The organism is Modestobacter sp. VKM Ac-2983 (assembly GCF_026967885.1).
Lineage (GTDB): Bacteria > Actinomycetota > Actinomycetes > Mycobacteriales > Geodermatophilaceae > Modestobacter.
This window is the reverse complement of the sequence record NZ_JAPVBK010000006.1, coordinates 48,012-69,263: the sequence shown is the minus strand read 5'-3', so window position 1 is coordinate 69,263 and position 21,252 is coordinate 48,012. Positions and strand designations below refer to the sequence as shown.

Annotated in this window: 22 protein-coding genes and 1 other RNA gene; 13 read left to right on the top strand and 10 right to left on the bottom strand. The window is 74.2% G+C overall.

What is annotated here, in order from left to right:
• Positions 1–20: 20 nt before the first annotated feature.
• Positions 21–380, top strand: coding sequence for a DoxX family protein (locus O2W18_RS20630; RefSeq protein ID WP_269189294.1), 360 nt, complete (start codon positions 21–23; stop codon positions 378–380).
• Here O2W18_RS20630 and O2W18_RS20625 read toward each other — a convergent pair whose 3' ends face one another.
• Entirely contained in the window at positions 381–1,379 is a 999-nt protein-coding gene (locus O2W18_RS20625) for an Lrp/AsnC family transcriptional regulator (protein ID WP_269189293.1), read from the bottom strand.
• Positions 1,380–1,476: 97 nt separating this feature from the next.
• Here O2W18_RS20625 and O2W18_RS20620 point away from each other — a divergent pair, with 97 nt between their 5' ends.
• The 3 genes from O2W18_RS20620 to rnpB all read left to right on the top strand — a co-directional run bounded on the left by O2W18_RS20620 (position 1,477) and on the right by rnpB (position 4,190).
• Complete coding sequence (locus tag O2W18_RS20620; RefSeq protein ID WP_269189292.1) at positions 1,477–2,997, top strand: MFS transporter; 1,521 nt, start codon at positions 1,477–1,479, stop codon at positions 2,995–2,997.
• A gap of 17 nt (positions 2,998–3,014) precedes the next feature.
• Positions 3,015–3,743, top strand: coding sequence for a PIG-L deacetylase family protein (locus O2W18_RS20615; RefSeq protein WP_269189291.1), 729 nt, complete (start codon positions 3,015–3,017; stop codon positions 3,741–3,743).
• A gap of 46 nt (positions 3,744–3,789) precedes the next feature.
• An RNA gene (rnpB, locus tag O2W18_RS20610) (RNase P RNA component class A) lies at positions 3,790–4,190 on the top strand.
• 8 nt (positions 4,191–4,198) lie between these two features.
• On the opposite strand, the gene O2W18_RS20605 is transcribed toward rnpB, so the two are convergent.
• The 3 genes from O2W18_RS20605 to O2W18_RS20595 all read right to left on the bottom strand — a co-directional run bounded on the left by O2W18_RS20605 (position 4,199) and on the right by O2W18_RS20595 (position 8,137).
• Positions 4,199–5,329: a TerC family protein gene (locus tag O2W18_RS20605; protein ID WP_269189290.1), complete on the bottom strand. Its 1,131-nt coding sequence runs from the start codon at positions 5,327–5,329 to the stop codon at positions 4,199–4,201.
• A 191-nt stretch (positions 5,330–5,520) separates the two neighbouring features.
• Positions 5,521–5,727: a hypothetical protein gene (locus O2W18_RS20600; protein ID WP_269189289.1), complete on the bottom strand. Its 207-nt coding sequence runs from the start codon at positions 5,725–5,727 to the stop codon at positions 5,521–5,523.
• Positions 5,728–5,851: 124 nt separating this feature from the next.
• A complete protein-coding gene (locus O2W18_RS20595; RefSeq protein ID WP_269189288.1) occupies positions 5,852–8,137 on the bottom strand; it encodes a putative bifunctional diguanylate cyclase/phosphodiesterase in 2,286 nt (761 codons plus the stop codon).
• Between the two features lie 110 nt (positions 8,138–8,247).
• Between O2W18_RS20595 and O2W18_RS20590 the strand changes: the two genes are divergently transcribed.
• A complete protein-coding gene (locus tag O2W18_RS20590; RefSeq protein WP_269189286.1) occupies positions 8,248–8,655 on the top strand; it encodes a YkvA family protein in 408 nt (135 codons plus the stop codon).
• A gap of 44 nt (positions 8,656–8,699) precedes the next feature.
• Here O2W18_RS20590 and O2W18_RS20585 read toward each other — a convergent pair whose 3' ends face one another.
• Positions 8,700–9,044, bottom strand: coding sequence for a hypothetical protein (locus O2W18_RS20585; RefSeq protein ID WP_269189285.1), 345 nt, complete (start codon positions 9,042–9,044; stop codon positions 8,700–8,702).
• A 174-nt stretch (positions 9,045–9,218) separates the two neighbouring features.
• Here O2W18_RS20585 and O2W18_RS20580 point away from each other — a divergent pair, with 174 nt between their 5' ends.
• Genes O2W18_RS20580 through O2W18_RS20570 form a run of 3 tightly spaced genes read left to right on the top strand, consistent with a single transcriptional unit; the run spans position 9,219 to position 10,952 of the window.
• Positions 9,219–10,346, top strand: a complete 1,128-nt coding sequence (locus tag O2W18_RS20580; protein WP_269189284.1) for a baeRF2 domain-containing protein — start codon at positions 9,219–9,221, stop codon at positions 10,344–10,346.
• A 55-nt stretch (positions 10,347–10,401) separates the two neighbouring features.
• Complete coding sequence (locus O2W18_RS20575; protein WP_269189283.1) at positions 10,402–10,659, top strand: DUF2795 domain-containing protein; 258 nt, start codon at positions 10,402–10,404, stop codon at positions 10,657–10,659.
• 41 nt (positions 10,660–10,700) lie between these two features.
• The gene (locus O2W18_RS20570; RefSeq protein ID WP_269189282.1) at positions 10,701–10,952 is read left to right on the top strand and encodes a hypothetical protein; all 252 of its coding nucleotides are present in this window, start codon (positions 10,701–10,703) and stop codon (positions 10,950–10,952) included.
• 12 nt (positions 10,953–10,964) lie between these two features.
• Here O2W18_RS20570 and O2W18_RS20565 read toward each other — a convergent pair whose 3' ends face one another.
• Complete coding sequence (locus O2W18_RS20565; protein WP_269189281.1) at positions 10,965–11,984, bottom strand: LacI family DNA-binding transcriptional regulator; 1,020 nt, start codon at positions 11,982–11,984, stop codon at positions 10,965–10,967.
• Positions 11,985–12,155: 171 nt separating this feature from the next.
• Between O2W18_RS20565 and O2W18_RS20560 the strand changes: the two genes are divergently transcribed.
• The 3 genes from O2W18_RS20560 to O2W18_RS20550 all read left to right on the top strand — a co-directional run bounded on the left by O2W18_RS20560 (position 12,156) and on the right by O2W18_RS20550 (position 14,682).
• Positions 12,156–13,340 carry an endo-1,4-beta-xylanase gene (locus O2W18_RS20560; protein ID WP_269189280.1) on the top strand — a complete coding sequence of 395 codons (1,185 nt, stop codon included), beginning with the start codon at positions 12,156–12,158 and terminating at the stop codon, positions 13,338–13,340.
• Between the two features lie 103 nt (positions 13,341–13,443).
• Positions 13,444–13,866 (top strand): ChaB family protein, encoded by a 423-nt coding sequence (locus O2W18_RS20555; protein ID WP_269189279.1) that lies wholly within the window; start codon positions 13,444–13,446, stop codon positions 13,864–13,866.
• Positions 13,867–13,884: 18 nt separating this feature from the next.
• Positions 13,885–14,682, top strand: coding sequence for a potassium channel family protein (locus tag O2W18_RS20550; RefSeq protein ID WP_269189278.1), 798 nt, complete (start codon positions 13,885–13,887; stop codon positions 14,680–14,682).
• Here O2W18_RS20550 and O2W18_RS20545 read toward each other — a convergent pair.
• Both O2W18_RS20545 and O2W18_RS20540 read right to left on the bottom strand, forming a co-directional pair.
• Positions 14,615–15,937 carry a M24 family metallopeptidase gene (locus tag O2W18_RS20545; RefSeq protein WP_269189277.1) on the bottom strand — a complete coding sequence of 441 codons (1,323 nt, stop codon included), beginning with the start codon at positions 15,935–15,937 and terminating at the stop codon, positions 14,615–14,617. The two genes, O2W18_RS20550 and O2W18_RS20545, sit on opposite strands and share 68 nt — an antisense overlap.
• Before the next feature lie 61 nt (positions 15,938–15,998).
• Entirely contained in the window at positions 15,999–17,162 is a 1,164-nt protein-coding gene (locus O2W18_RS20540; RefSeq protein WP_269189276.1) for a GGDEF domain-containing protein, read from the bottom strand.
• Positions 17,163–17,338: 176 nt separating this feature from the next.
• On the opposite strand from O2W18_RS20540, the gene O2W18_RS20535 reads away from it, so the two are divergent.
• On the top strand, positions 17,339–17,527 hold the full coding sequence (locus O2W18_RS20535) for a hypothetical protein (protein ID WP_269189275.1): 189 nt from the start codon (positions 17,339–17,341) through the stop codon (positions 17,525–17,527).
• 85 nt (positions 17,528–17,612) lie between these two features.
• Complete coding sequence (gene npdG, locus O2W18_RS20530; protein WP_269189274.1) at positions 17,613–18,308, top strand: NADPH-dependent F420 reductase; 696 nt, start codon at positions 17,613–17,615, stop codon at positions 18,306–18,308.
• 143 nt (positions 18,309–18,451) lie between these two features.
• Here npdG and panB read toward each other — a convergent pair whose 3' ends face one another.
• The gene (panB, locus tag O2W18_RS20525; RefSeq protein ID WP_269189273.1) at positions 18,452–19,282 is read right to left on the bottom strand and encodes a 3-methyl-2-oxobutanoate hydroxymethyltransferase; all 831 of its coding nucleotides are present in this window, start codon (positions 19,280–19,282) and stop codon (positions 18,452–18,454) included.
• Positions 19,279–21,132, bottom strand: coding sequence for an NAD+ synthase (locus tag O2W18_RS20520; protein ID WP_269189272.1), 1,854 nt, complete (start codon positions 21,130–21,132; stop codon positions 19,279–19,281). The genes panB and O2W18_RS20520 overlap by 4 nt, the downstream gene beginning before the upstream one ends.
• Between the last annotated feature and the right edge of the window lie 120 nt (positions 21,133–21,252).

Sequence of the window (21,252 nt, the reverse complement as noted above, 5' to 3'; positions counted from 1 at the left end):
CGGAGCCTACTGTCCGGCTCATGAGGGATGACGTGCGCGCGCTGGTGATGGCCGCCGGGATGGCCGGGTCGGGCGCGGTGCACCTGGTGCGGCCGCAGACCTACGACTGGATGATCCCCCCGGAGCTGGGGCCCGCCCGGCCGTGGGTGACCGGCAGCGGGGTGGCGGAGCTGGCCACGGCTGCCCTGCTCGCCGTCCCGCGGACCCGCCGGCTCGGGGGCTGGGCCGCGGTGGCCGTGCTGGTCGGCGTGCTGCCCGCGCACGCCCAGACGCTCCGCAGGTTCCGGCGCGACCCGGCCAGGCTCACGGTCGCGGTGGCGCGGATCCCCTTCCAGGTGCCGATGCTCAGCGCCGCGCTGCGGGTCGCCCGCGGCCGCTGATCAGCGGCCGCGGACCGGGGGCGGCTCGGGGTCGGTGAGCCGCGGGCCGTCCATCAGGCTGCCGGCCTGCTTGACCCGGCGCAGCACCGTCGAGGTCTCCAGCGTGCGCACCGGCAGGGCGCCGACCCGGTCGGTGAGGAAGCGGTACAGGTGGGCGGTGTCCCGGCAGGTCACCGCGACCATCAGGTTGGCCGGGCCGGTCACGACTGCGGTGAAGCCGGTCTCCGGCGCCCTGGCCAGGGCCTCACCGACGTGGGCGATGTCCTTCGGGGCGACGCCCAGCCAGAGCAGCGCGCTCACCGGGTGCCCCAGCAGCTCGGTGGCGATCTCCAGGTCGAAGTAGAGGGCGCCGGCCGAGCGCAGCGCCTCCACCCGCCGGGCCACCCGGCTCTCCGACCACCCGGTGACCCCGGCGAGCTCGGCCCAGCTGAGCCGGCCGTCGGTGGCGAGCGCGGCCAGCAGCAGCTCGTCCTCCGGGTCGAGGACCACGGGGGTGGGGGCCGCCCGGGACGAGTCCGAGCCCAGGGCGGCGATCTGCTCCGCGCTGAGCGGGTCGTCGAAGTCGGTCCACTCGTAGGCGCCGCCGACGTAGGAGTGGAGCACCGAGAACGCGGCGAGGTCGATGACCTGGACGGTGCGCGGCAGCCGGTCCAGCAGCAGGGCGTCGCGCTGGCGGGTCGTGCGGGGCCGCGTCGAGCAGGTGATCTCCGCGCCGCCGGCGGTCAGGCTCACCCACGAGACGTCGGGACGGCGGGCCAGGGCGTCCGCCACGGCGCCCGCGGCGGCCGGCTGCACCCGCATCCGGATGTGCCAGCTGGGCTCGGTGGCCTCCGGGGTGGTGAGCCCGAGCACCCGGACCACGCCGTCGGCCCGCAGCCGCCGCCACCGGCGGGCCACGGTCTGCTCCGAGACGCCCAGGACGGCGCCGATCCGGCTGAACGGCGCCCGGCCGTCGACCTGCATGGCGTGCACGATCTGGCGGTCCACTGCATCGAGCACGGTCGCCATCCTGCACCACGGGGCCCCAGATGGAGGATCCCGTCACTACGGGCCGGGCGAACCAGGTTCTGTCCCAGGACCGTTGCACAGTGGCACCATGCGTTCGTGGTTGCCGCTGGTCGCGATCTGCACCGGCACGTTCATGCTCCTCATCGACGTCACGATCGTGAACGTCGCCCTGCCCGACATGGCCACCGACCTGGACACCAGCTTCGGCCAGCTCCAGTGGGTCGTCGACGTGTACGCGCTCGCGCTGGCGGCCCTGGTGCTGGGCGCCGGGTCGCTCGCCGACCTGTACGGGCGGCGCCGGGTCTACCTGATCGGCCTGGTCCTCTTCGCCGTCGCGTCGCTGGCCTGCGGGCTCGCCCCCAGCGCTGAGCTGCTGATCGGGGCGCGGGCGGTGCAGGGCGTCGGGGCGGCGGCCATGCTGGCCACCACGATCGCGCTGATCAACACCAGCTACGAGGGGCGCGACCGCGGGACCGCCTTCGGGATCTGGGGGGCCGTGGTCGGGGCGGCCGCGGCCCTGGGCCCGATCCTCGGTGGCGCCCTCACCGAGCTCGACTGGCGGTGGATCTTCTTCGTCAACCTGCCGATCAGCGTGTTCGGCGTCGTGCTGACCCTCATCGCGGTGCAGGAGACGCGCCAGCCGAACGCCCCACGGCCCGACGTCCCCGGCATCGTGTTGTTCACCCTCGGCGCCTCGGGGATCGTCTTCGGCCTCGTGCGCGCCGCCGCCGACGGGTGGAGCGCCCCGGTCGCCTGGGGCCCGCTGGCCGCCGGCGTCCTCGTGCTGGCCGCCTGGGTGCGCGTCGAGCGCGCTCGCCCGGCGCCGATGCTCGACGTCCGGCTGTTCGGCAACCGTTCCTTCACCGGGATCATGCTCGGCGCGCTGCTGCTGAACGCCGCTGCGTTCAGCGGCAGCCTCTACATCTCGCTGTGGCTGCAGTCGGTGCTCGGGCTCTCACCGCTGCAGGCCGGGCTGGTGTTCATCCCGCTCTCGGCGTTCAGCTTCGTCGTGGCCGCCTTCGCCGGGCGCTGGCTCCAGACGTTCCCCCCGCGGTTCGTGGTCGGCGGCGGGCTGGTCGTCATCGGCGTCGCCGCGCTGCTGATGGCCTTCGTGCAGGCCGACTCCTCGTGGCGGGTCCTGGTCCCGGGGCTGGCCGTGCTGGGCATCGGGGTCGGCGTGGCCAACCCGTCGCTGGCGTCCTCGGCGCTGGCCGCGGTGCCGCGCGAGCGCAGCGGGATGGCCTCGGGCGCGGTGAACACCGCCCGGCAGCTCGGTTTCGCCCTGGGCGTGGCGGTGCTCGGCAGCGTCTTCACCGCGCAGGCGGCCGGCGTGCTCCGGGACGCCGGCGCAGCCGATCCCGCGGACACCGCCTCCGCACTGACCGCCGGCCAGGCCGGCCAGCTCGTCGGCTCGGCGCCCCCCGCGGACCGGGCCGGCCTCGCCGACCTGCTGGGCAGCGCCTACGCCAGCGGGCTGCGGGAGGTCTTCCTGGTCAGTGGCGGCGCCGGCATCGTGGGCGGGCTGCTGGTGCTGTGGCTGGTGCGCGCCCCGGCCCCCAGCCAGGGCGGGCCGCGGGCGGCGGAGCCGGAGACCGCCCCGGCGCGCTGAGCGGGCAGACTCCGGGCATGGCCACCGCTCCCGCCCCGTTCCCCGACGACTGGCAGCGCGCCCTCGTCGTCGCCGCGCACCCCGACGACATCGAGTACGGCCCCGCGGCCGCGGTCGCGGTGTGGACGGCGGCGGGCAAGGAGGTGCACTACCTGCTGGCCACCCGCGGCGAGGCGGGCATCGCCGGGCTCTCACCGGCCGAGGCCGGTCCGCTGCGCGAGGAGGAGGAGCGCCGGTCGGCCGCCGTCGTCGGCGTCTCGGAGGTGGAGTTCCTCGACCACTCCGACGGCGTCCTCGTCGCCGACCTGCAGCTGCGCCGGGACCTCGCCGGGGCGCTGCGCCGGCACCGGCCCGACCTGGTCGTGGTCATGCACGGCGGGGACACCTGGACCCCGCCGGAGGTCACCCCCGGCGCGCTGAACTCCGCCGACCACCGGGCGCTGACCCGGTCGCTGCTGGACGCGGTGGCCGACGCGGGCAACGAGTGGATCTTCCCCGACCTGACCGAGACGCCGTGGTCGGGCGTGCAGTACGTCGCCGTGCACGCCGTCGGGTACCCGCCGCCGCACGTGGTCGACGTCAGCGCCGGCGTCGAGACCGCCGTCGCCTCCCTCGTCGAGCACCGCCGCTACCTGGAGGCGCTGTCCGACGACCCGGTGGCGGAGCAGGCCCGCCGGCAGGTCGACATGGCCACCCTCACCGAGGACGGCGGGCGCCAGGTCGGCTTCCGGCTCTACTGGGGCTGAGCTGCAGCCGGCCTGAGCGGCGGGGGTAGGCTGCCGGCACGACGGACGAGTCGGCTGGGCGGTCGCGTCGGTGGGGGAGACCCCGCCGCCGAGGAACGTCCGGGCTCCACAGGGCAGGGTGGTCGCCAACAGCGACCCGGGGTGACCCGCGGGAAAGTGCCACAGAGAACAGACCGCCAGTGCGTGCACTGGTAAGGGTGAAACGGCGGTGTAAGAGACCACCGCACACCGGGTGACCGGTGTGGCTCGGTAAACCCCACCCGGAGCAAGGTCGAAAAGGGACGGCGGTCCGCCGCCGTCCTGCGCAGGCGTTCGAGGGCTGCCCGCCCGAGCCTGCGGGTGGACCGCTCGAGCCTGTCGGCAACGGCAGGCCTAGATGGATGGCCGCTCATCGGGACGCCGCGAGGCGCCCGGGGACAGAACCCGGCGTACAGGCCGACTCGTCCGTCGCCCCCTCAGCCGCCGTCTCCCTCCCGGGAGGCGTCGGCGGCGTCCGCCCGGTCGACCCGCGGCTGCCCGCCCGGGTGGCTCACGTGGCCGGTCTGGTGTTCCGGGTGATCTTCCCCGCGTCCGTCGTCCCGGGTGGCGTAGAGGCTGGTCGCGGTCACCAGCGCGAGGATCCCCACGATGACCCCGAGGGACGCCAGGGTCGGGATCTCCGGCGTCTCCGGCCAGACCCCGTGCGCCCAGTGCAGGACCAGCTTGACGCCGATGAAGCCGAGGATGGCGGCCAGGCCGTACCCCAGGTGCACCAGCTTGCTGAGCGCGCCCTGCAGGACGAAGTAGAGCGCCCGCAGCCCGAGCAGTGCGAAGGCGTTGGTGGCGAACACCAGGAACGGGTCGCCGGTGATGCCGTAGACGGCGGGCACGGAGTCGACGGCGAAGACGACGTCGGTGGCCAGGACGGCGAACACGACCAGCGCGAACGGGGTCGCCGTGCGCTTGCCCGCCTCCTGGATGAACAGCCGCGGGCCGTGGTAGGTCTCGGTCACCGGCATCAACCGCCGCAGCAGCCTGACCGACCGCATCGAGGAGATGTCCAGCTCGTTGCCGTGCCCGGACCGCTGATCCCGCAGCACCTTGACCGCGGTCAGCAGCAGGATCGCGCCGAACAGCAGGAAGGCCCAGCTGAGGTTCTGCAGGGCCGCCGCCCCCAGCGCGATGAAGATGCCGCGCAGCACCAGGGCGCCCACGATGCCGTACAGGAGGACCCGCTGCTGCAGCTCGACCGGCACGGCGAACGCCGACAGCAGCAGCATGAAGACGAACAGGTTGTCCACCGAGAGCGACTTCTCGACCAGGTAGCCGGTCAGGTACTCCAGCCCGGTCTGGGAGCCGTACTGCGTCCAGATGAAGACGGCGAAGGCCAGCGGCAGCGCGACGTAGAAGACCGACCAGCCCACCGCCTCGCGCATCGACACGGCGTGCGGTCGGCGGGTGACCACGAAGTCCAGCGCCAGCAGGGCGATGACGGCGGCGATGGTCGCCGCCCACAGGACCGGTGTCCCGATCGTCTCCAGCGTCGACGCGGGCGCCTCCGGGAGGGCGGCGGCGAGCACCGCGTCGCCGGGTGCGGTCGTCGTCATGGTCCTCCTCGCGCCCCCGCCGCGGGCGCACCCACGTGCAGCGGGCCCCCGCCCGGGCACCGGTTCCTGGGTGCGGCGTGGACCCGGCTACGGAGCCGGGATCGCCCGGCTCCTGCCCGTCGTCCCGCACCCGCAAACCGGCTCGTGGCCCCGGGCGGGGACCCACCCGCCCACCGGCCCGCGCCCGGTGGTCAGGGCTGGGCGTCGCCGCCGACCTCGGCGACGATCGCCCGGAACGTGGTGGTGTCGACCTCGTCGTCCACCGTGACCCGCACGATGTCGGTGATCTGCTGGCTGGACGCCGTCCGGCAGGCGCTCACCCGAGCGGCGGCGATCAGGGTCAGCTGCTGCAGCCGGGCGGTGGGCTGGGGGACCGGGGGGAGTCGCTTCTCGCGCATGGACGGACGGTAGGCAGACCGTCCAGCAGTTCTCCGCACGTTGCGGCACCGTGTCGTCTCACCGCCGTCCCGAGGGGCACACCAGGCGTCTCCGGTCCCGCAGGCACCACGCCATCGGCGGGGCTCAGGCCCGGACGTCGGCGCGCTGCCGCTCGTGGACGCTCAGCCACTCCTCCAGCTCGGCAGCCGGCAGCGGCGGGGAGTGCAGGAAGCCCTGGCTCTCGTCGCAGTCCAGGGCGCGCAGGTGCAGCAGCGTCGCAGGGTCCTCGACGCCCTCGGCGACCACCCGCAGCCCGAGTTCGTGGGCCAGGGCGATGGTGCTGGAGACGATGGCGGCGGCCCGGGCGTCGGTGAGCAGGTCGGCGGTGAACGAGCGGTCCAGCTTGAGCTCGGCGACCGGCAGCTGGTGCAGGTAGGTCAGCGAGGCGTAGCCGGTCCCGAAGTCGTCGATGCTCACCGTGGTGCCCAGGTCGGCGAGCGCGCCGACGACGGCCAGGCTGCGGTCGGGGTCGCTGAGCAGCACCGTCTCGGTCACCTCCAGGACCAGCGCAGACGGCGGGAGGTCGTGGGCGCGGAGCAGGTCCGCCACCCGCTGCGGCAGCTCGGTGTCGAGCAGGTTGCTCGCCGACAGGTTCACCGAGACCCGCAGGACCCGGCCCTGCTGCCGCCAGCGGGCGGCCTGGGCGACGGCCTGGGACAGCACCTCGTCGGTGATCGCCCCCATCAGCCCGTGCACCTCCGCCAGCGGGAGGAACTCGGCCGGCCCCAGCAGGCCGCGTACCGGGTGCAGCCAGCGCAGCAGCGCCTCCACCCCGACGACCTGCCGGGTGGCGATGTCGACCTGCGGCTGGTGGTGCAGCACCAGCTCCCCGGTGACCAGCGCCCGCCGCAGCTCCTCCACCATGGCCAGCCGCCCACTGCTGTCGATGTGCCGCGCCCGGTCGTAGACGACGACGGTGGCATCGGAGCGCTTGGCGTCGTACATCGCCGCGTCGGCCTGCCGCAGCAGCGATGCCCGGGTCGAGCTCCCGGCGTCCCCCGTCGAGGGACCGGCGTCGCGGTGGGTGACCCCGATGCTGACCGCCACGTGCAGGGTCAAGCCGCCCACCTCGAAGGGCTCGGCGAACCGGGCCTCCAGCTGGGCGCCGAGCAGCACGGCCCGGGCGGCGGGGGAGCGAGGACCGTCGGCCCGGGCGATGACGGCGAACTCGTCACCACCCAGGCGGCCGAGCAGCTCGCCGGCACCCAGGGCCGACCGCAGCCGGTCGGCCACCAGCCGGAGCAGGTCGTCGCCGGCCGCGTGGCCGAGACCGTCGTTGACCTCCTTGAACTTGTCCAGGTCCAGCAGTGCGAGCGCCACCGGCTGGCCGGCGCCGCACAGCTCCTCGACCCGGCGGAGCACCGCCCGGCGGTTCGCCAGCCCGGTGAGCTCGTCGGTCAGCGCTTCGTGGCGGCTCACTGCCAGCTGGGACAGCTCACGGACGTTGACCAGCAGTCGGATGCTGGAACCGGTGGCGGCCGCCGCAGCGCACCACGTGGCGAGGGCGGTGGAGTGGCTGACGGCACCGGTCACCAGGATCGCCGTGGAGGCGGCGATCACGACGAACGCCCCGACGGTGGAGGCGGTCGGGTCGGTCGGCTGCGGCTCCGAGGGCGCCGAGCGCAGGAACGCAGCCAGGACCAGGCACAGCAGACCGCCCACCGGTGCGAAGGACGGCCACACGGTCGTCGAGCTGCCGGCGGTCGTCATCGCCACGCCGGACAGCGGCAGGAGGAACGCCGCGAGGACCAGCCAGGTCCGTGGGTCTCGGCCCATCGCCCCCAGGAAGACCATGGACAGCGCCGTCCCGGCGAGCACGAACAGCGCGGCGTCCTGGGCCAGCAGCGGTTGCAGCTGCCACCACGGCAGGGCGCTCAGCCGGCTGCCGGTGCGGTCCAGGACGACGTCCAGCAGTGCGACGACCGCGAGCACGGCGGCCAGTCCGTTGAGCACGTCGTTCGGGTCGGCGAGGTTGGTCCGGTACCGGTTCCAGCGGACCAGACCGGCATAGGCGAGCGGGAAGGCCGCCACGGGCGCCCACTCGGCGGGCAGGGCCGCGACCGCGGCGGGGACGTCGACGAGCTCGAGCACCCGGGACGCCACGGGACCGAGGGTGGTCAGCAGGGCCGCCAGCGCCAGCCTGGTCCACAGCCCGCGTTCGTGCCCGACCCGGCGGGCGCGCCAGCTCAGTGCCGCACAGGCACCGACGCACAGGGCGACCGAGCCGCCCAGGGAGACCCCGGGGATCGCGAGGGCGGGCGCGCCGAGGTCCACCAGCCCGGCCGCCACCAGGGCTGCCGCGGCCGCCACGACGACCAGGGCCCAGCGCGGGGATCCCGGGAGGAGTCGCGGGCGGGGGACTGCGGGCATGGAGGGGGATCGGTCCCGGGGCGCGTGCGGTGAAGGGCGGCGCCGTGAGTTCACCCGTCGGGAGCAGGACCGCCGGACCACCGGTGAGGTGGGTGCGCCACGATGGTGGCGTGGACGGCTGGGCACGCTGGCTCGCGGTGGCCGTGGCCGGGCTGCTGCTCAGCTGGGCACTGCTGATGGTGCTGGCCCGCACCCTGCCGCCGGGCGCCGCACGTGAGCTCGCCCGCTTCCTGCCCGCGTGCCTGACGACGGTCCGGAGGCTGCGCAGGCACCCCGCAGTCCCCCGCCGGGCGAAGGCGGCGCTGCTGGTGGCCGGGCTGTGGGTCCTCTCGCCGATCGACCTGATCCCGGAGTTCCTGCCGGTCATCGGGCCGCTGGACGACGTCGTGGTGGTCGCGCTGGCGTTGCGCTACGCCGCCCGCCGCGTCCCCCGAGGAGTTCTCCTGGAGGCCTGGCCGGGGGACCGCCGCATCATCGAGCGGCTGCTCGGCCCGGCCGCCCCGGTCGAACGGGGCTGACCGTCCCGGGGGCCGGCTGGGCCGGCCTCCCGGGACGGTCCGGCTCAGCCGGTGGAGCGGGGCTGGGCCGGGTTGGTCGGGTCGCCCTGGGAGGGCGGGTTGATCTTCGGGCCGGTGGTCGCCTCGGACACGGGTGATCCACCGGACGGCGCGGGGGCGTGCTCGGGCTGGGAGCCGGCCGGGTCGCCGCCGGAGGGCTGCGCGCCGGACTGGAGCTCATCGAGCCGGTGGGTCATCGCCGAGACGACCTGCACCCGGTTGGCGTGCGACTTCTCGTAGGCCAGCACGGTCTGCAGGCCGTCGGCGTCCAGGGTGCGGATGCGTGAGGTGAGGCTCCCCACGGGCAGGTGGTCGTAGTCGGGCAGCGGGAGGCTGTCGCGCTCGGACATCCCGGCTCCTTCCGGTCGTGGGAACAGTTCTGCCGACGGCTACCCGGGCGGGACGGGCTGACACACCGGGTGTGAGACGGCCGGACCGGTGGGTAGGCCGCGACGACGCACTGATCGGGGCCCAGCCCCGGCCCCGTCCGCACACGTCGACCACATCGAAGGAGCCCCCGTCCCATGGACGTGACCTTCCTGGAGCAGGTGTTCAGCGCGCCCGGCCCGTACGCCACGGTCTGCGCTGACGTCACCCACACCACCGAGAACGCCGACACCGAGGTCGAACTGCGGGTCCGCGCGGTCTGCGAGGAGCTGGCCGCTGCCGGCGCACCCGAGGGGGTGGTCGAGTCGGTGCGCAGCCAGCTGCTGCAGGCCAACGACGGTGGGGAGATCGCCACCCTGCGCGGCCGCGCCCTGGTCGTCGCCGCCGACGGGTCGGTCGTCCTCGACGAGGCGCTGGCCGACGTGCCGCGCGACCCGGTCGCCCGCTGGTCGCCCTACCCGGACCTGCTGCCGGTGTTGCGCCAGCTCGCCGGCCGGGTGCCGCACGTGGTGGTCGTCGCCGACCGGGTCGGCGCCGACATCTCCGTGGCCACCGTCCCCGGCCGCCCCACCGACGAGGAGACCGTCGAGGGCGACACCTTCCACATGCGCAAGGTGAAGGTCGGCGGCTGGGCGCACAACACCTACATGCACACCGCGGAGAACCAGTGGGAGGAGAACCTCGGCCAGGTGGCCGACCACCTCCACCAGCTGGTCGTCCAGAGCGGAGCCCAGTTCGTGCTCGTCGCCGGCGACGTCCGGGCGCGCCAGCTGCTCGCGGACAAGGCGACCAAGGAGGTCGGCGACATCCTGGTCTCGATCGAGGAGGGCGGCCGCGCCGCCGGAGCAGACCGCGAGCCGGTCGAGCGCCGGGCCCTGGAGCTCGTCGCCGAGCACGAGGCGCACGGGCAGGCGCGGGCCGTCGAACAGGTCCAGGCCGCCTCCGCCCACGGCCTGGCCGTGACGGGCACCGCGCTGGTCGTCGAGGCGCTGCGCAAGGCCCAGGTCGAGACCCTGGTCCTCGCCGACCAGGTCGACGACGAGCAGCTGCTCATCGGCGCCGACCCGTTGCAGATCGGCGTGGACGAGTCGGACATGACCGCCCTCGGGGTCTCCGACGCCGAGCGCGTCCCCGCCGACCAGGCCCTGCTGCGCGCCGCCGTCGGCAGCGATGCGGCGGTCGTCGTGGTCCCGCGGACGGCGATGCCCGGGGACATCCCGGTGGCCGCCGTCCTGCGCTACACCGACGCCTCCACCTCCAGCTGACCTACGGGTCACCCACACCGGCCGGTCCACGGCCATCGACACGAGGAGGACCCCCATGACCGATCCCCACCAGCCCGCCACCGCACCCGGCACGGACCCGGCCGACGTCGAGCAGCGAGCCGCGCTCGCCGAGGCGCTCGGCAAGGAGGTCTGGCCGGCCGACAAGGACACCCTGGTCGCCAAGGCGCAGGAGTCCCACGCTCCCGACCGGGTGCTCGCCTCGCTGAACCGGTTGCCGAGCAGCACGGAGTTCACCAACGTGCAAGAGGTCGCCGAGGCCCTGGGGATCCACACCGAGCAGCAGCGCTTCTGATCGTGAGGCATCGGTTCGGGGGACGTGGGTAGGGGAGCTCCATGCCCTCCATGAAGGACCCGTCCCCCGAGGCGATCGCCAACGTCACCGAGCAGAACGTCGAGACCCGGGCGCGGCTGCTGCCCGAGGAGCAGTCCGTCGAGGGCGACACCGACCCGACGAACGAGGGCCTGGATCCCGAGGTGCAGGCCGCGGTCATCCTGGCCGAGTCAGAGGAGCGCACGATCCACGCCGACCCCGACGACGCCCAGGGCGGGCACCGGCAGTCCGCGGAGACCGCCGACCTGCCCTGAGCTCTCCGCCGCTCAGCCCCCGGGGCGGGGCGGTGCCGTGCTCTCCCGGACGACGAGCCGGGTCGACAGCTCCAGGCGCGGGGTCTCCAGGTGCTCGCCTCGTACCAGTCGTAGCACGGTGCGGGCAGCGAGCGAACCCATCTCCGACAGCGGCTGGTGCACGGTGGTCAGCGGCGGTGAGGACCACTGGGCGCCCGGCAGGTCGTCGAAGCCGATCACGCTGACGTCCTCGGGCACCCGCAGGCCGGCGCGGCGGACGGCCTCGAACACCCCGAAGGCCATCTGGTCGTTGGCGGCCACGACGGCGGTCGGCGGCGCGGGCAACTGCAGCAGCTCCGTGGCCGCCCGGAAGCCGGCCTCGTGGCTGAAGTCCCCGGCGACCTGCAGGTCTGGGTCGACGGTGAGCCCGGCGGCCTCCAGCGCGGCCCGGTGCCCGTCCTGGCGAGCCCGGCTGCACAGCAGGGTGGGCGTGCCGGTCACGACGCCGATCCGGCGGTGGCCGAGCCCGATCAGGTGCTCCGTGGCGGTCAGCCCGCCGGCCCAGTTGGTGGCACCGATGGTCGGCACGTCCAGTTCGGGGACCCCGGCAGGGTCGATCACCACGGCCGGGACGTGCAGCCGGCGCAGCTCGGCGTGCAGGGCCGGGTCGACGTCGCTGGTCACCAGGATCGCGCCGTCGCTGTTGCGCCCGGCGAGGTTGTCCAGCCACGAGCGGGTGTCGCTGGCCCGACGGTGGATCGCGGTGACGACGGTGCCCACGCCCTCGGCGTGGGCGGCGTCCTCGACACCGCGGATGATCTCCACGGCCCACGGGCTGTCGAGGTCGTTGAAGACCAGGTCGATCAGCCGGGCAGCCGCGGTGGGCCGGCCCCCGCGACGCCGGTAGCCGTGGTCACGCAGCAGCCGCTCGACCCGTTCCCGGGTGTGCGGCGCGACGTCGGACCGGCCGTTGAGGACGCGCGACACCGTCGGCACGGAGACCCCCGCCTCGGCCGCGATGGCCGCGATGGTGACCGTGCGGGTCTCGGACACGTGCTCCTCCTCGTCGTCGGAGGGCTCACCCTACGGCGCTCCGGCGCGCCCATCGGAGATCTCCGGGACACGCCGAGGACCTGTTGTCACGGCACCCGCTCGTTCGTAACGTGCGTCGCAGCACTTCCGGAAACTCCCGATATGGCGACGACGCCGACGAGAGGTTGCACCATGGGCTCCCAGCTGTCCCTGTCCCGAACGTTCGTCCGGTGCGCGGTGGGGGTGGGCGTGCTGCCCGTCCTCCTCGGCGCCACCCTCGCCCCCGCCGCCGCCGGGGAACGCAGCCGGGTCCCCGACCAGGCCGTGGAACAGCGCGTCCAGAAGGCCCTCGACCGGTACGGCCTGCGCGACGTGGCGCCGCGCGACCTGGAGATCGGCACCGCCGTCGCGGGGGGCGGGCACCACCTCGAGCAGGACTACCCCGACCCCTTCACCTACGACGAGGAGTACCGCGAGGCGCTGGCGCGCGAGTTCAGCTCGCTGTCGCCGGAGAACCAGATGAAGTGGGAGTTCATCCACCCGGAGCAGGGTCGGTACAACTTCGAGCCCATGGACGCGATCGTCGAGTTCGCCCAGGAGCACGGGCAGGAGGTGCGCGGCCACACCCTGCTGTGGCACAGCCAGAACCCGGCGTGGCTGGCGGAGGGCGACTTCACCCCCGAGGAGCTGCGCGCGATCCTCAAGGACCACATCCAGACCGTGGTCGGCCGCTACGCGGGCGAGATCCAGCAGTGGGACGTCGCCAACGAGATCTTCACCGACGGCGCCAACCCGACCCTCCGGCCGGAGAACATCTGGATCAGCGAGCTGGGCCCCGGCATCATCGCCGACGCCTTCCGCTGGGCGCACGAGGCCGACCCGGAGGCGCAGCTCTTCCTCAACGACTACGCGGTCGACGACATCGGGCCGAAGAGCGACGCCTACTACGCCCTCGCCCAGGAGCTCCTCGCCCAGGGCGTGCCGTTGCACGGCTTCGCCACCCAGGCTCACCTGAGCTTCGAGTACCCGTTCCCGGCGACGCTGGAGGAGAACCTGCAGCGCTTCGACGACCTCGGGCTGGAGACGGCGATCACCGAGCTCGACGTCCGCATGCCGCTCGGGGAGGACGGCCGGCCCACGAAGGAGCAGCTGAGCCAGCAGGCCGACTGGTACCGCTGGGCGCTGGAGGCCTGCCTCGGCGTCGAGGACTGCAACTCCTTCACCATCTGGGGCTTCAACGACAAGTACTCCTGGGTGCCGGTCTTCTTCGAGGGCACCGGAGCGGCCAACGTGATGTTCGAGGACTACACCCGCAAGCCCGCCTACTGGGCGCTCGCCGTGACCCTCGCCAAGGCCCGCTGGCTGGGCGTGCGGTGACGGCCGGGACCGCCTGAACCCGGTGGGGAGCCCGGTGACTGGCCGGGCTCCCCACCGGGTAGCCGTTCGAGGTCAACCGTCCCGACGACCGAGGAGAACGGCCGTGCCGAAGACCACGAAGAGCGGCGACGCGAAGCAGAGCGAGATCCCCAGCACCCTGCAGCGCTCGGACGAGAAGGCGCAGCGGACCTTCGCCAAGGCGCACGACTCCGCCGCCGAGGAGTACGACGACGCACAGCGCGCCAACCAGGTGGCCTGGAGCGCGGTGAAGCACACGCACGAGAAGGTGGGCGACCACTGGGAGCCCAAGGACCACAAGGGGCCGAGCGACCCCCAGGCCGAGGGAGGCCGGGACACCGACCGGGAGACCAAGGGCGGCGTGGACGCGAACGCCTCCAAGTCCCACCTCTACGACGTCGCCAAGGAGCTGGACGTGGAGGGCCGGTCGAAGATGGACAAAGACGAACTCGTCGACGCCATCCAGAAGGCCAACGACCAGAAGACCGCCGAGGCGCGCGAGAAGTGACCCGGCGAGACTGACCGGGTGCAGAGGGAGGACATCAGGGTCCGCTACGAGCGGGCCAGTCAGTGGCCGCTGATCGTCATCGCGGTGCTGTTCGTCGTCGCCTACGCCTGGCGCGTGCTGCAACCGGACGTCCCCGGGTGGGTGCGGACGGCGCTGCTGGTGGTGACCGTCGCGGTCTGGCCGGTGTTCCTGGTCGACTACATCGTCCGGCTGGTGCTGGCCGAGCGCCGGTGGCACTTCGTCCGGCGGAACTGGGTCGACGGCCTGGCCGTGCTGCTGCCCCTGCTGCGCCCGCTGCGGGTCATCAGCCTCGTCCGGGTCGCCCGGGTGCTCGACCGCCGGCTCACCGTCTCGCTGCACGGCCGGGTCGCCTACTACGTCACCTCGATCTCGGCCCTCGTCGTCTTCATGGCCTCACTGGCCGTCTACGACGCCGAACGGGACGCCCCCGACGCCGTCATCACCGACTACGGGGACGCCGTCTGGTGGGGGCTCACCACGATCACCACCGTCGGCTACGGCGACGAGTACCCGGTCACCGGTGAGGGGCGGCTGGTGGCGGCCCTGCTGATGATCGGCGGGATCGCCCTGCTCGGGGTGGTGACCGCGGCGGTGGCCTCCTGGTTCGTCGGCCGGGTCGCCGACGCGGCCCAGGCCCAGGACGAGGCGGACGGCGTCGTCCTGCGCGCGCAGCTGGCCGACCTGACCGAAGAGGTCCGCCGACTGCGCGCGGACCTGGCCGGCCAGCTCAGCCCGACGGGATCAGGATCAGCTTCGTCTGCCGCTCGTCCAGGTACTCCACCCCGGCAGCGGTGAGCGCGATGCCCTGCTCCAGCGCCATCCGCACCAGCTGACCGCCCCACTCCGCGACCGGCACCCGAACGCACAGCTCGAGGGCGTAGACGGTGTCCGGGTGCACGAGGGCCGACCCGGCGCCGGGGACGCCGTCCTGCTGGTCCCACATCCCGATCGCCGGGCCGGCCCCGTGGCCGTGCACCCCGACCGGGTGGGAGTAGACGTCACCGTCGATGCCCGCCGCAGCCGCGGCAGCGCGGGCGGCGGCGAGCACCTCGTCGCCGGTCCGGCCCGGGTGCAGCGCCGCGGTCGTCAGGTCCTGCATCCGGTTCCCGACGGCCAGCGCGGAGACCAGCCCGGCCGGGGCGGCGTGCTCCCCGGGGCGGAGCACGTAGGCGTTGCGCTGGGTGTCGGTCATCAGGCCCAGGCTGGAGAGCCCGACGTCGCAGTGGACCAGGTCGCCGGGCTCGATGGCCGCGTCGTAGGGGACGCCGGGCAGCACGGTGCCGCGCTCGTCGGTGAGCGGCGTGCCGGCCCGCTGCAGCCCCACCGTCGGCTGGAACCAGGCGTCCACCCCGAGGTCGGCGAAGCGCTGCCGGATCCACCAGGCGACGTCGAGCGCCGTCGTCTCACCCACGGTGACCACGGCCGGTGAGAAGGCCTCGGCGATGACCTCGTGGGCCAGCCGGTTCAGGGCGTGCAGTGCGGCGATCTCCTCGGGCAGCCGGGTCTCCAGCCAGCCGACCGCGAGCTGCTCGGCCGACACCAGCTTCTCCGCGTGCGGGCCCAGTGCCCGCACCAGCAGGTCGTGCTCGGTGTGCGCCAGACCGTCGGCGTGGGCGAAGGTCGCCGAGACGTCGACCCCGATCCTGCGCGGGGCGGCCTGGTCGACGAAGCGGCGGACGGCGGCCCACTGCGACTCCTCCGCCGTCAGCCCGGGCTGCTCGTCGGCGTCCCAGGAGCCGAGGAACTGGCCGACCGGGTACCGGGAGACCGCCGCGGCGGTGACGCCGTCGTCGCTGCGGTGGAACAGCAGGATGGTCCGCCGCCGGGCCGACAGCCAGGTCGCCGGCAGCAGCGTCGGCAGCACCGGGTCCTCGTTGTACTCGCGGCCGACGACCACCCACAGGTCGATCTCCGCGCGGTCCATCAGCCCGGGCAGCACGTCGAGCAGCCGCTGGGTCAGCCAGCGGTCCCGGACGTCGGCCTGCTCACGCAGGGGCAGCGGCACGGTGCGGGTGGGGTCGGGGGCCACCCGGTCGGCGGTCGCGGTCATGCAGGGAGGAAAGCAGACCGCCGCCCGGGCCGCCCGGGGACGGCGGCGGTGCCCGTCCGGGTCAGGCCGTCGCGCCGCCGGCCGGGCTCCGCCGCGAGCCTCCGGTCACCTGAGGGTGCCGGCCGAGGGTGCTGCCGGCCACGACCACCCGGTCCCGCCCGCCCTGCTTGGCCTCGTACATGGCCGCGTCGGCCCGGTCGACCAGCCGCCACAGCGCATCGCTGGGGTCCTCGCCGTCGACCGGCCCCGCCAGCGCGACCCCGATCGAGGCGGTCACCGCCCGCTGCTGCGCGCGTCCGCTGTCCACGACGGCCAGTCGGAGCCGCTGCGCCAGCCGCCAGGCCTCGTCGGGGTCGGACACCAGCCCGAGGACGACGAGCTCCTCCCCGCCGGTGCGCGCCAGCACGTCCGCGGGCCGCACGCTGGCGGCCAGCGCGCGGGACACCGCACGGAGCACGGCGTCCCCCACCGCGTGGCCGTAGGTGTCGTTGAGCCGCTTGAAGTGGTCCAGGTCCAGCACCAGCGCCGCCACCCGCTGGCCGTCGCGCCGGGCCTGCCGCCAGATCCGCGGTGCCTGCTCGACCAGCGACCGCCGGTTCGCCAGGCCGGTCAGGGGGTCGGTCGAGGAGAGCGCCTGGGTCGCCGTCAGCAGCCGTTCCACCCGGCGGCGCAGCACGAAGACCCCGACCGTGGCGGCGTTGAGCAACCCGGCGCTGGCGGCCACGGCCACGACGAGCGCAGCGGTGCCCGGATAGCTGTCGGCCAGTGCCGTCCAGCAGGCCACGACCACGGCGACCATGTGCACCGCCAGCGCCCGGACACCCAGGAACCAGGCGGCGACGAGACAGGTGAACAGCAGCATCAGGGGAGGGGCGTAGCGCAGCGGGTCGCCGGTCGCCCAGGCGAGCACCACGTAGACCAGGTCCCCGAACAGCACGAGGGCGACGGTCACCGCCTCGCCGGCGCGTCGACGCACCCCCAGCGCGGCGGCGATCAGCAGGCAGGCGCCCAACGTGGCGGCGTAGACGGGTCGACCGGCGCCGTCCCGCACCGCGCCGTCGACGAACAGGTTGATCGAGCCCAGGACCGTGAGCACCCCGAGCAGCGCCGCCAGGGCCCAGGCCGCCAGGGCGTTCTCCGCACCCCACCCCGTGCGCAGTGGATCGCGCGCCGGGCCGGTGGAGTCCCCGCCGCGGCGCGTACCGGGCGTGTGGGCCCCCGCCATGGCCAGCAGCATGCCGCAGGAGCGCGCTCAGCAGAACCGGGTGGAGCGCACCATTTCCGGAACCCGCTCTGTTGGCCGGGGCGACCGTCGGTCGGCGGCGGGGACGACCGTCGGATGCGAGGCTGGGCACCTGAGCTGGACGACCACCGGCTGGACGACCACGAGAGGAGCTGGCGATGGCGCAGGGACCGTGGTTCTACTGCCTGAAGCACCACGCCGTCGAGACGCGGGACGGCTGTGCCGAGCGGCACCGCCTGGGTCCGTACGAGACCCGCGCGGAGGCCCAGGACGCGCTGGAGAAGGTCGCCGAACGCAACGAGGCGGCCGACGCCGCCGACCGCGCCTGGGAAGAGGGCCGGGAGTAGCCCACCCGTTCGGCCGTCCGCGGCCGCCCGGGGCATGATCACCGGCAGGTGCGTCCGTGAGGGCGCCCGGAGGACAGGAGGAGCCGTGACGGACGGACGCGCGATGGAGGACCTCGTCGTCGGCGTGATCGGAGGCACCGGGCCGCAGGGCCGGGGTCTGGCGGTGCGGTTGGCCGCGGCCGGGCAGCGGGTGCTGCTGGGTTCCCGGGACGCCGAGCGCGCCGAGGAGGTCGCCGGCGAGGTGGCCACCCGGGCCGATGCGGCCGCCGGCGGCGTCGGGGTGTCGGTCCGTGGCGGCTCCAACGCCGACGTCGCGGGGGCGGCGGACCTGGTGATCGTCGCGGTCCCGTACGCGGGGCACGCCGACACCCTCGCCGAGCTGGCGACCCCGTTGGCCGGCAAGGTCGTCGTCGACTGCGTCGTCCCGATGGGCTGGGACGAGCTCGGCGCCTACGTGCTGGACGTCGCCGAGGGCAGCGTGTGCCAGCAGGCCGCCGTCCTGCTTCCGGACAGCTCCGTCGTGGGCGCCTTCCACCACCTCTCGGCCGTCACGCTGGAGGACCTCTCCCAGCCGACGCTGGAGGGCGACGTGATGGTGGTCGGTGACGTCCGGGAGGCCACCGACCTGGTGCAGGCCCTCGCCGGGCGGCTGCCGGGCATGCGGGGGGTCTACGCCGGCCGGCTGCGCAACGCCCGCCAGGTCGAGGCGCTGACGATCAACCTGGTCTCGGTCAACCGCCGCTACAAGGCCCACGCCGGCGTCCGCATCACCGACGTGTGAAGCGCAACCCCGCCCGGCCCCCGCCCGGCGGACTCCCGCACCGCTCGACCACGTGCGCTGAGTGTCAGTCCGGCACGTCCTGACTGGCACTCAGCGCACGTCGTCGTGATCCGGAGGTGGCCGCAGGCCACGTCCGGAGGGCGTCAGTCGAACGAGTGCTCTGACGTCGGGAAGGTGCCGTCCCGGACCTCGGTGGCGTACTCCTGGGCGGCCCGGAGGAGCTCGCCGCGCAGGTCGGCGTACTTCTTCACGAACTTCGGCACCCGCCCGGAGGTCATCCCGGCCATGTCCGGCCACACCAGCACCTGGGCGTCGCAGTCGGGCCCGGCACCGATCCCGATCGTCGGGATGGACAGCTCCTTGGTGACCTGCCCGGCGATCTCCGCGGGCACCATCTCCATCACCACGGCGAACGCGCCGGCGTCCTGCACGGCGTGCGCGTCGGCCAGCAGCTGCTCGGCCCCGGCGCCGCGGCCCTGCACCCGGTAGCCGCCCAGGGCGTGCTCGCTCTGCGGGGTGAAGCCGATGTGCGCCATCACCGGGATGCCGGCCTCGGTCAGCAGCCGGACCTGCGGCGCCACCCGGATGCCGCCCTCCAGCTTGACCGCCTGGGCCCCGCCCTCCTTCATCATCCGCACCGCGGTGTCGAAGGCCTGCTGCGGACCGGACTCGTAGCTGCCGAACGGCAGGTCGGCGACGATGAGCGCACGCTTCGTCGAGCGGGTGACCGCCCGGGTCATCAGCAGCAGGTCCTCCACCGTCACCGGCACGGTCGAGGTGTGACCGAGGACGACGTTGCCCGCCGAGTCGCCGACCAGCAGCACCGGGATGCCGGCCTCCTCGAACACCGCTGCTGCGTAGGTGTCGTAGGCGGTGAGCATCGCCCACTTCTCGCCGCGGTCCTTGGCCTGCTGCAGGTGGTGGACGCGCACCCGGGCGGTGGAGGTGCCGCCGTAGAGGGGGGACTCGGTCATCGGGCCGCTCCTTCGCGGACGCTGGGCAGGCTCTCCCGCCAGCGGTTGGTGATCGGCAGCCGGCGGTCGCGGCCGAAGGCCTTCAGCGAGATCTTGGTGCCCGGTGCGGACTGGCGGCGCTTGAACTCGGCGGCGTCGACCAGCCGCAGCACCCGGGCCACCACCTCCGGGTCGTGGCCGCGCTCGAGCAGCTGGGCGAGCCCCAGGTCACGGTCCACGTAGTCGGCGATCACGGCGTCGAGCTCCTCGTAGGAGGGGAGCGAGTCGCTGTCCTGCTGCCCGGGGGCCAGCTCTGCCGACGGCGGCTTGTCGATCGAGTTCTGCGGGATCGGCTGCACCTCGCCGCGGTCCCGGGCGTGCGCGTTCCGCCAGCGGGCGAGGTCCCAGACGAGGGTCTTGGGCACGTCCTTGATCGGGGCGAACCCGCCGGCGGCGTCGCCGTAGAGCGTCGAGTAGCCGACGGCGACCTCGCTCTTGTTGCTGGTGGCCAGCAGCAGGTGGCCGTGCTGGTTGGACAGCCCCATCAGCAGCGTGCCGCGCACCCGGGCCTGCAGGTTCTCCGCGGCCACGCCGGACAGCTCCACCGCCGCCTCGAACGCCGTCACCACCGGGGCGATCGGGACGACGGAGTAGTGCATCCCCAGCCGCTGCGCCGAGTCCGCGGCGTCGGCCAGGGAGTGCTCGCTGGACCACCGCGACGGCAGCCCGACGCCGACCACCCGGTCGGCACCGAGCGCGTCGACGGCCAGCGCGGCGACCAGGGCCGAGTCGATGCCGCCGGACATGCCGAGCACCACCGAGGGCATGCCGTTCTTGTCGATGAAGTCACGCAGGCCCAGGACCAGGGCCCGCCAGACCTCCTCGCAGTCGCTCAGCGGCTCGGCGACCGACCCGGGCTCGGCCGGCCAGCCGGCCACCGGCTCCTCGGACACCAGGTGCCGGGTGACGGTCATCGGCCCGATCCGGCCCTCCCGCCGCTCCGGCACGGCCGCCGGGTCCACCGTCAGGTCGACGGTGAGCAGGTGCTCGACGAACTGCGGGGCGCGGGCGAGCAGCTCACCGGCGGCGGAGACGGCGAGCGAGTCGCCGTCGAAGACCAGCTCGTCCTGCCCGCCCACCTGGTTGCAGTAGACGATCGGGGCGTTCGCCTCCGCGGCGCGGCGCTGCACCAGCGGCAGCCGCAGATCGTCCTTGGCGCGCTCGTAGGGCGAGGCGTTGGGGGAGACGACGAGGTCGACGCCGGCCTGCCCGGCGACCCCGCACGGGCCGCCCTCGACCCAGAGGTCCTCGCAGATCGTGAGCGCGACGTCGACCCCGTGCAGCCGGACGACCGGCAGCTCGGTGCCGGGCACGAAGTAGCGGGCCTCGTCGAAGACGCCGTAGTTGGGCAGGTGGCGCTTGTGGTAGCGGGCGACCACGGCACCGCCGTGCAGCAGCGCCGCGGCGTTGCGCGGGGCCCCGCGGCGGGGGTTGGCGTCGCCGGGGGCGTCGTCGGCGTCGGTGGGGGGCTCGTCGACCGGCGCCGGGCCGGCCCCCTCGGTGTGTGCCAGGTAGCCCACGACGACGGCGGTGCCCCCCAGGCCCTGCTCGGCCAGCGTCCCCGCCAGCTCGGCCAGCGCCTGCTCGCTGGCCCGGGCGAAGGACTCGCGGAGCACCAGGTCCTCGGCCGGGTAGCCGGTCAGCGTCATCTCCGGGAACACGACCAGGTGGGCGTCCCGGCCGGCGGCCCGCCGGGTCCAGTCGACGACCAGCTCGGCGTTGCCCGCGAGGTCCCCGACCCGGGTGTCGACCTGGGCGAGGGCCACCCGCAGCTGTCGCACCGACTCCGCCGTCCGCTGCTGATCACTCACACCGGTGAGTGTGGTCGCCGCCCCGCCCGGTCGCCCAGGTGGGGACTCCCCGGAGGAGTGTGGTTCACGCCACAGACCTGCCCGGGGCGGTGCGGTGCGTGACCGGTCCGGGGCGCCTGT

Bases quoted from the DNA above. Each gene is read 5' to 3' on its own strand.
- O2W18_RS20540 (WP_269189276.1), bottom strand. From the start codon at position 17,162: ATGGCGGGGGCCCACACGCCCGGTACGCGCCGCGGCGGGGACTCCACC.
- O2W18_RS20600 (WP_269189289.1), bottom strand. From the start codon at position 5,727: ATGCGCGAGAAGCGACTCCCCCCGGTCCCCCAGCCCACCGCCCGGCTG.
- O2W18_RS20585 (WP_269189285.1), bottom strand. From the start codon at position 9,044: ATGTCCGAGCGCGACAGCCTCCCGCTGCCCGACTACGACCACCTGCCC.
- O2W18_RS20575 (WP_269189283.1), top strand. From the start codon at position 10,402: ATGACCGATCCCCACCAGCCCGCCACCGCACCCGGCACGGACCCGGCC.
- panB (WP_269189273.1), bottom strand. From the start codon at position 19,282: ATGACCGAGTCCCCCCTCTACGGCGGCACCTCCACCGCCCGGGTGCGC.
- O2W18_RS20570 (WP_269189282.1), top strand. From the start codon at position 10,701: ATGCCCTCCATGAAGGACCCGTCCCCCGAGGCGATCGCCAACGTCACC.
- O2W18_RS20615 (WP_269189291.1), top strand. From the start codon at position 3,015: ATGGCCACCGCTCCCGCCCCGTTCCCCGACGACTGGCAGCGCGCCCTC.
- O2W18_RS20580 (WP_269189284.1), top strand. From the start codon at position 9,219: ATGGACGTGACCTTCCTGGAGCAGGTGTTCAGCGCGCCCGGCCCGTAC.
- O2W18_RS20605 (WP_269189290.1), bottom strand. From the start codon at position 5,329: ATGACGACGACCGCACCCGGCGACGCGGTGCTCGCCGCCGCCCTCCCG.
- O2W18_RS20535 (WP_269189275.1), top strand. From the start codon at position 17,339: ATGGCGCAGGGACCGTGGTTCTACTGCCTGAAGCACCACGCCGTCGAG.
- O2W18_RS20560 (WP_269189280.1), top strand. From the start codon at position 12,156: ATGGGCTCCCAGCTGTCCCTGTCCCGAACGTTCGTCCGGTGCGCGGTG.
- O2W18_RS20545 (WP_269189277.1), bottom strand. From the start codon at position 15,937: ATGACCGCGACCGCCGACCGGGTGGCCCCCGACCCCACCCGCACCGTG.
- O2W18_RS20595 (WP_269189288.1), bottom strand. From the start codon at position 8,137: ATGCCCGCAGTCCCCCGCCCGCGACTCCTCCCGGGATCCCCGCGCTGG.
- O2W18_RS20630 (WP_269189294.1), top strand. From the start codon at position 21: ATGAGGGATGACGTGCGCGCGCTGGTGATGGCCGCCGGGATGGCCGGG.
- O2W18_RS20620 (WP_269189292.1), top strand. From the start codon at position 1,477: ATGCGTTCGTGGTTGCCGCTGGTCGCGATCTGCACCGGCACGTTCATG.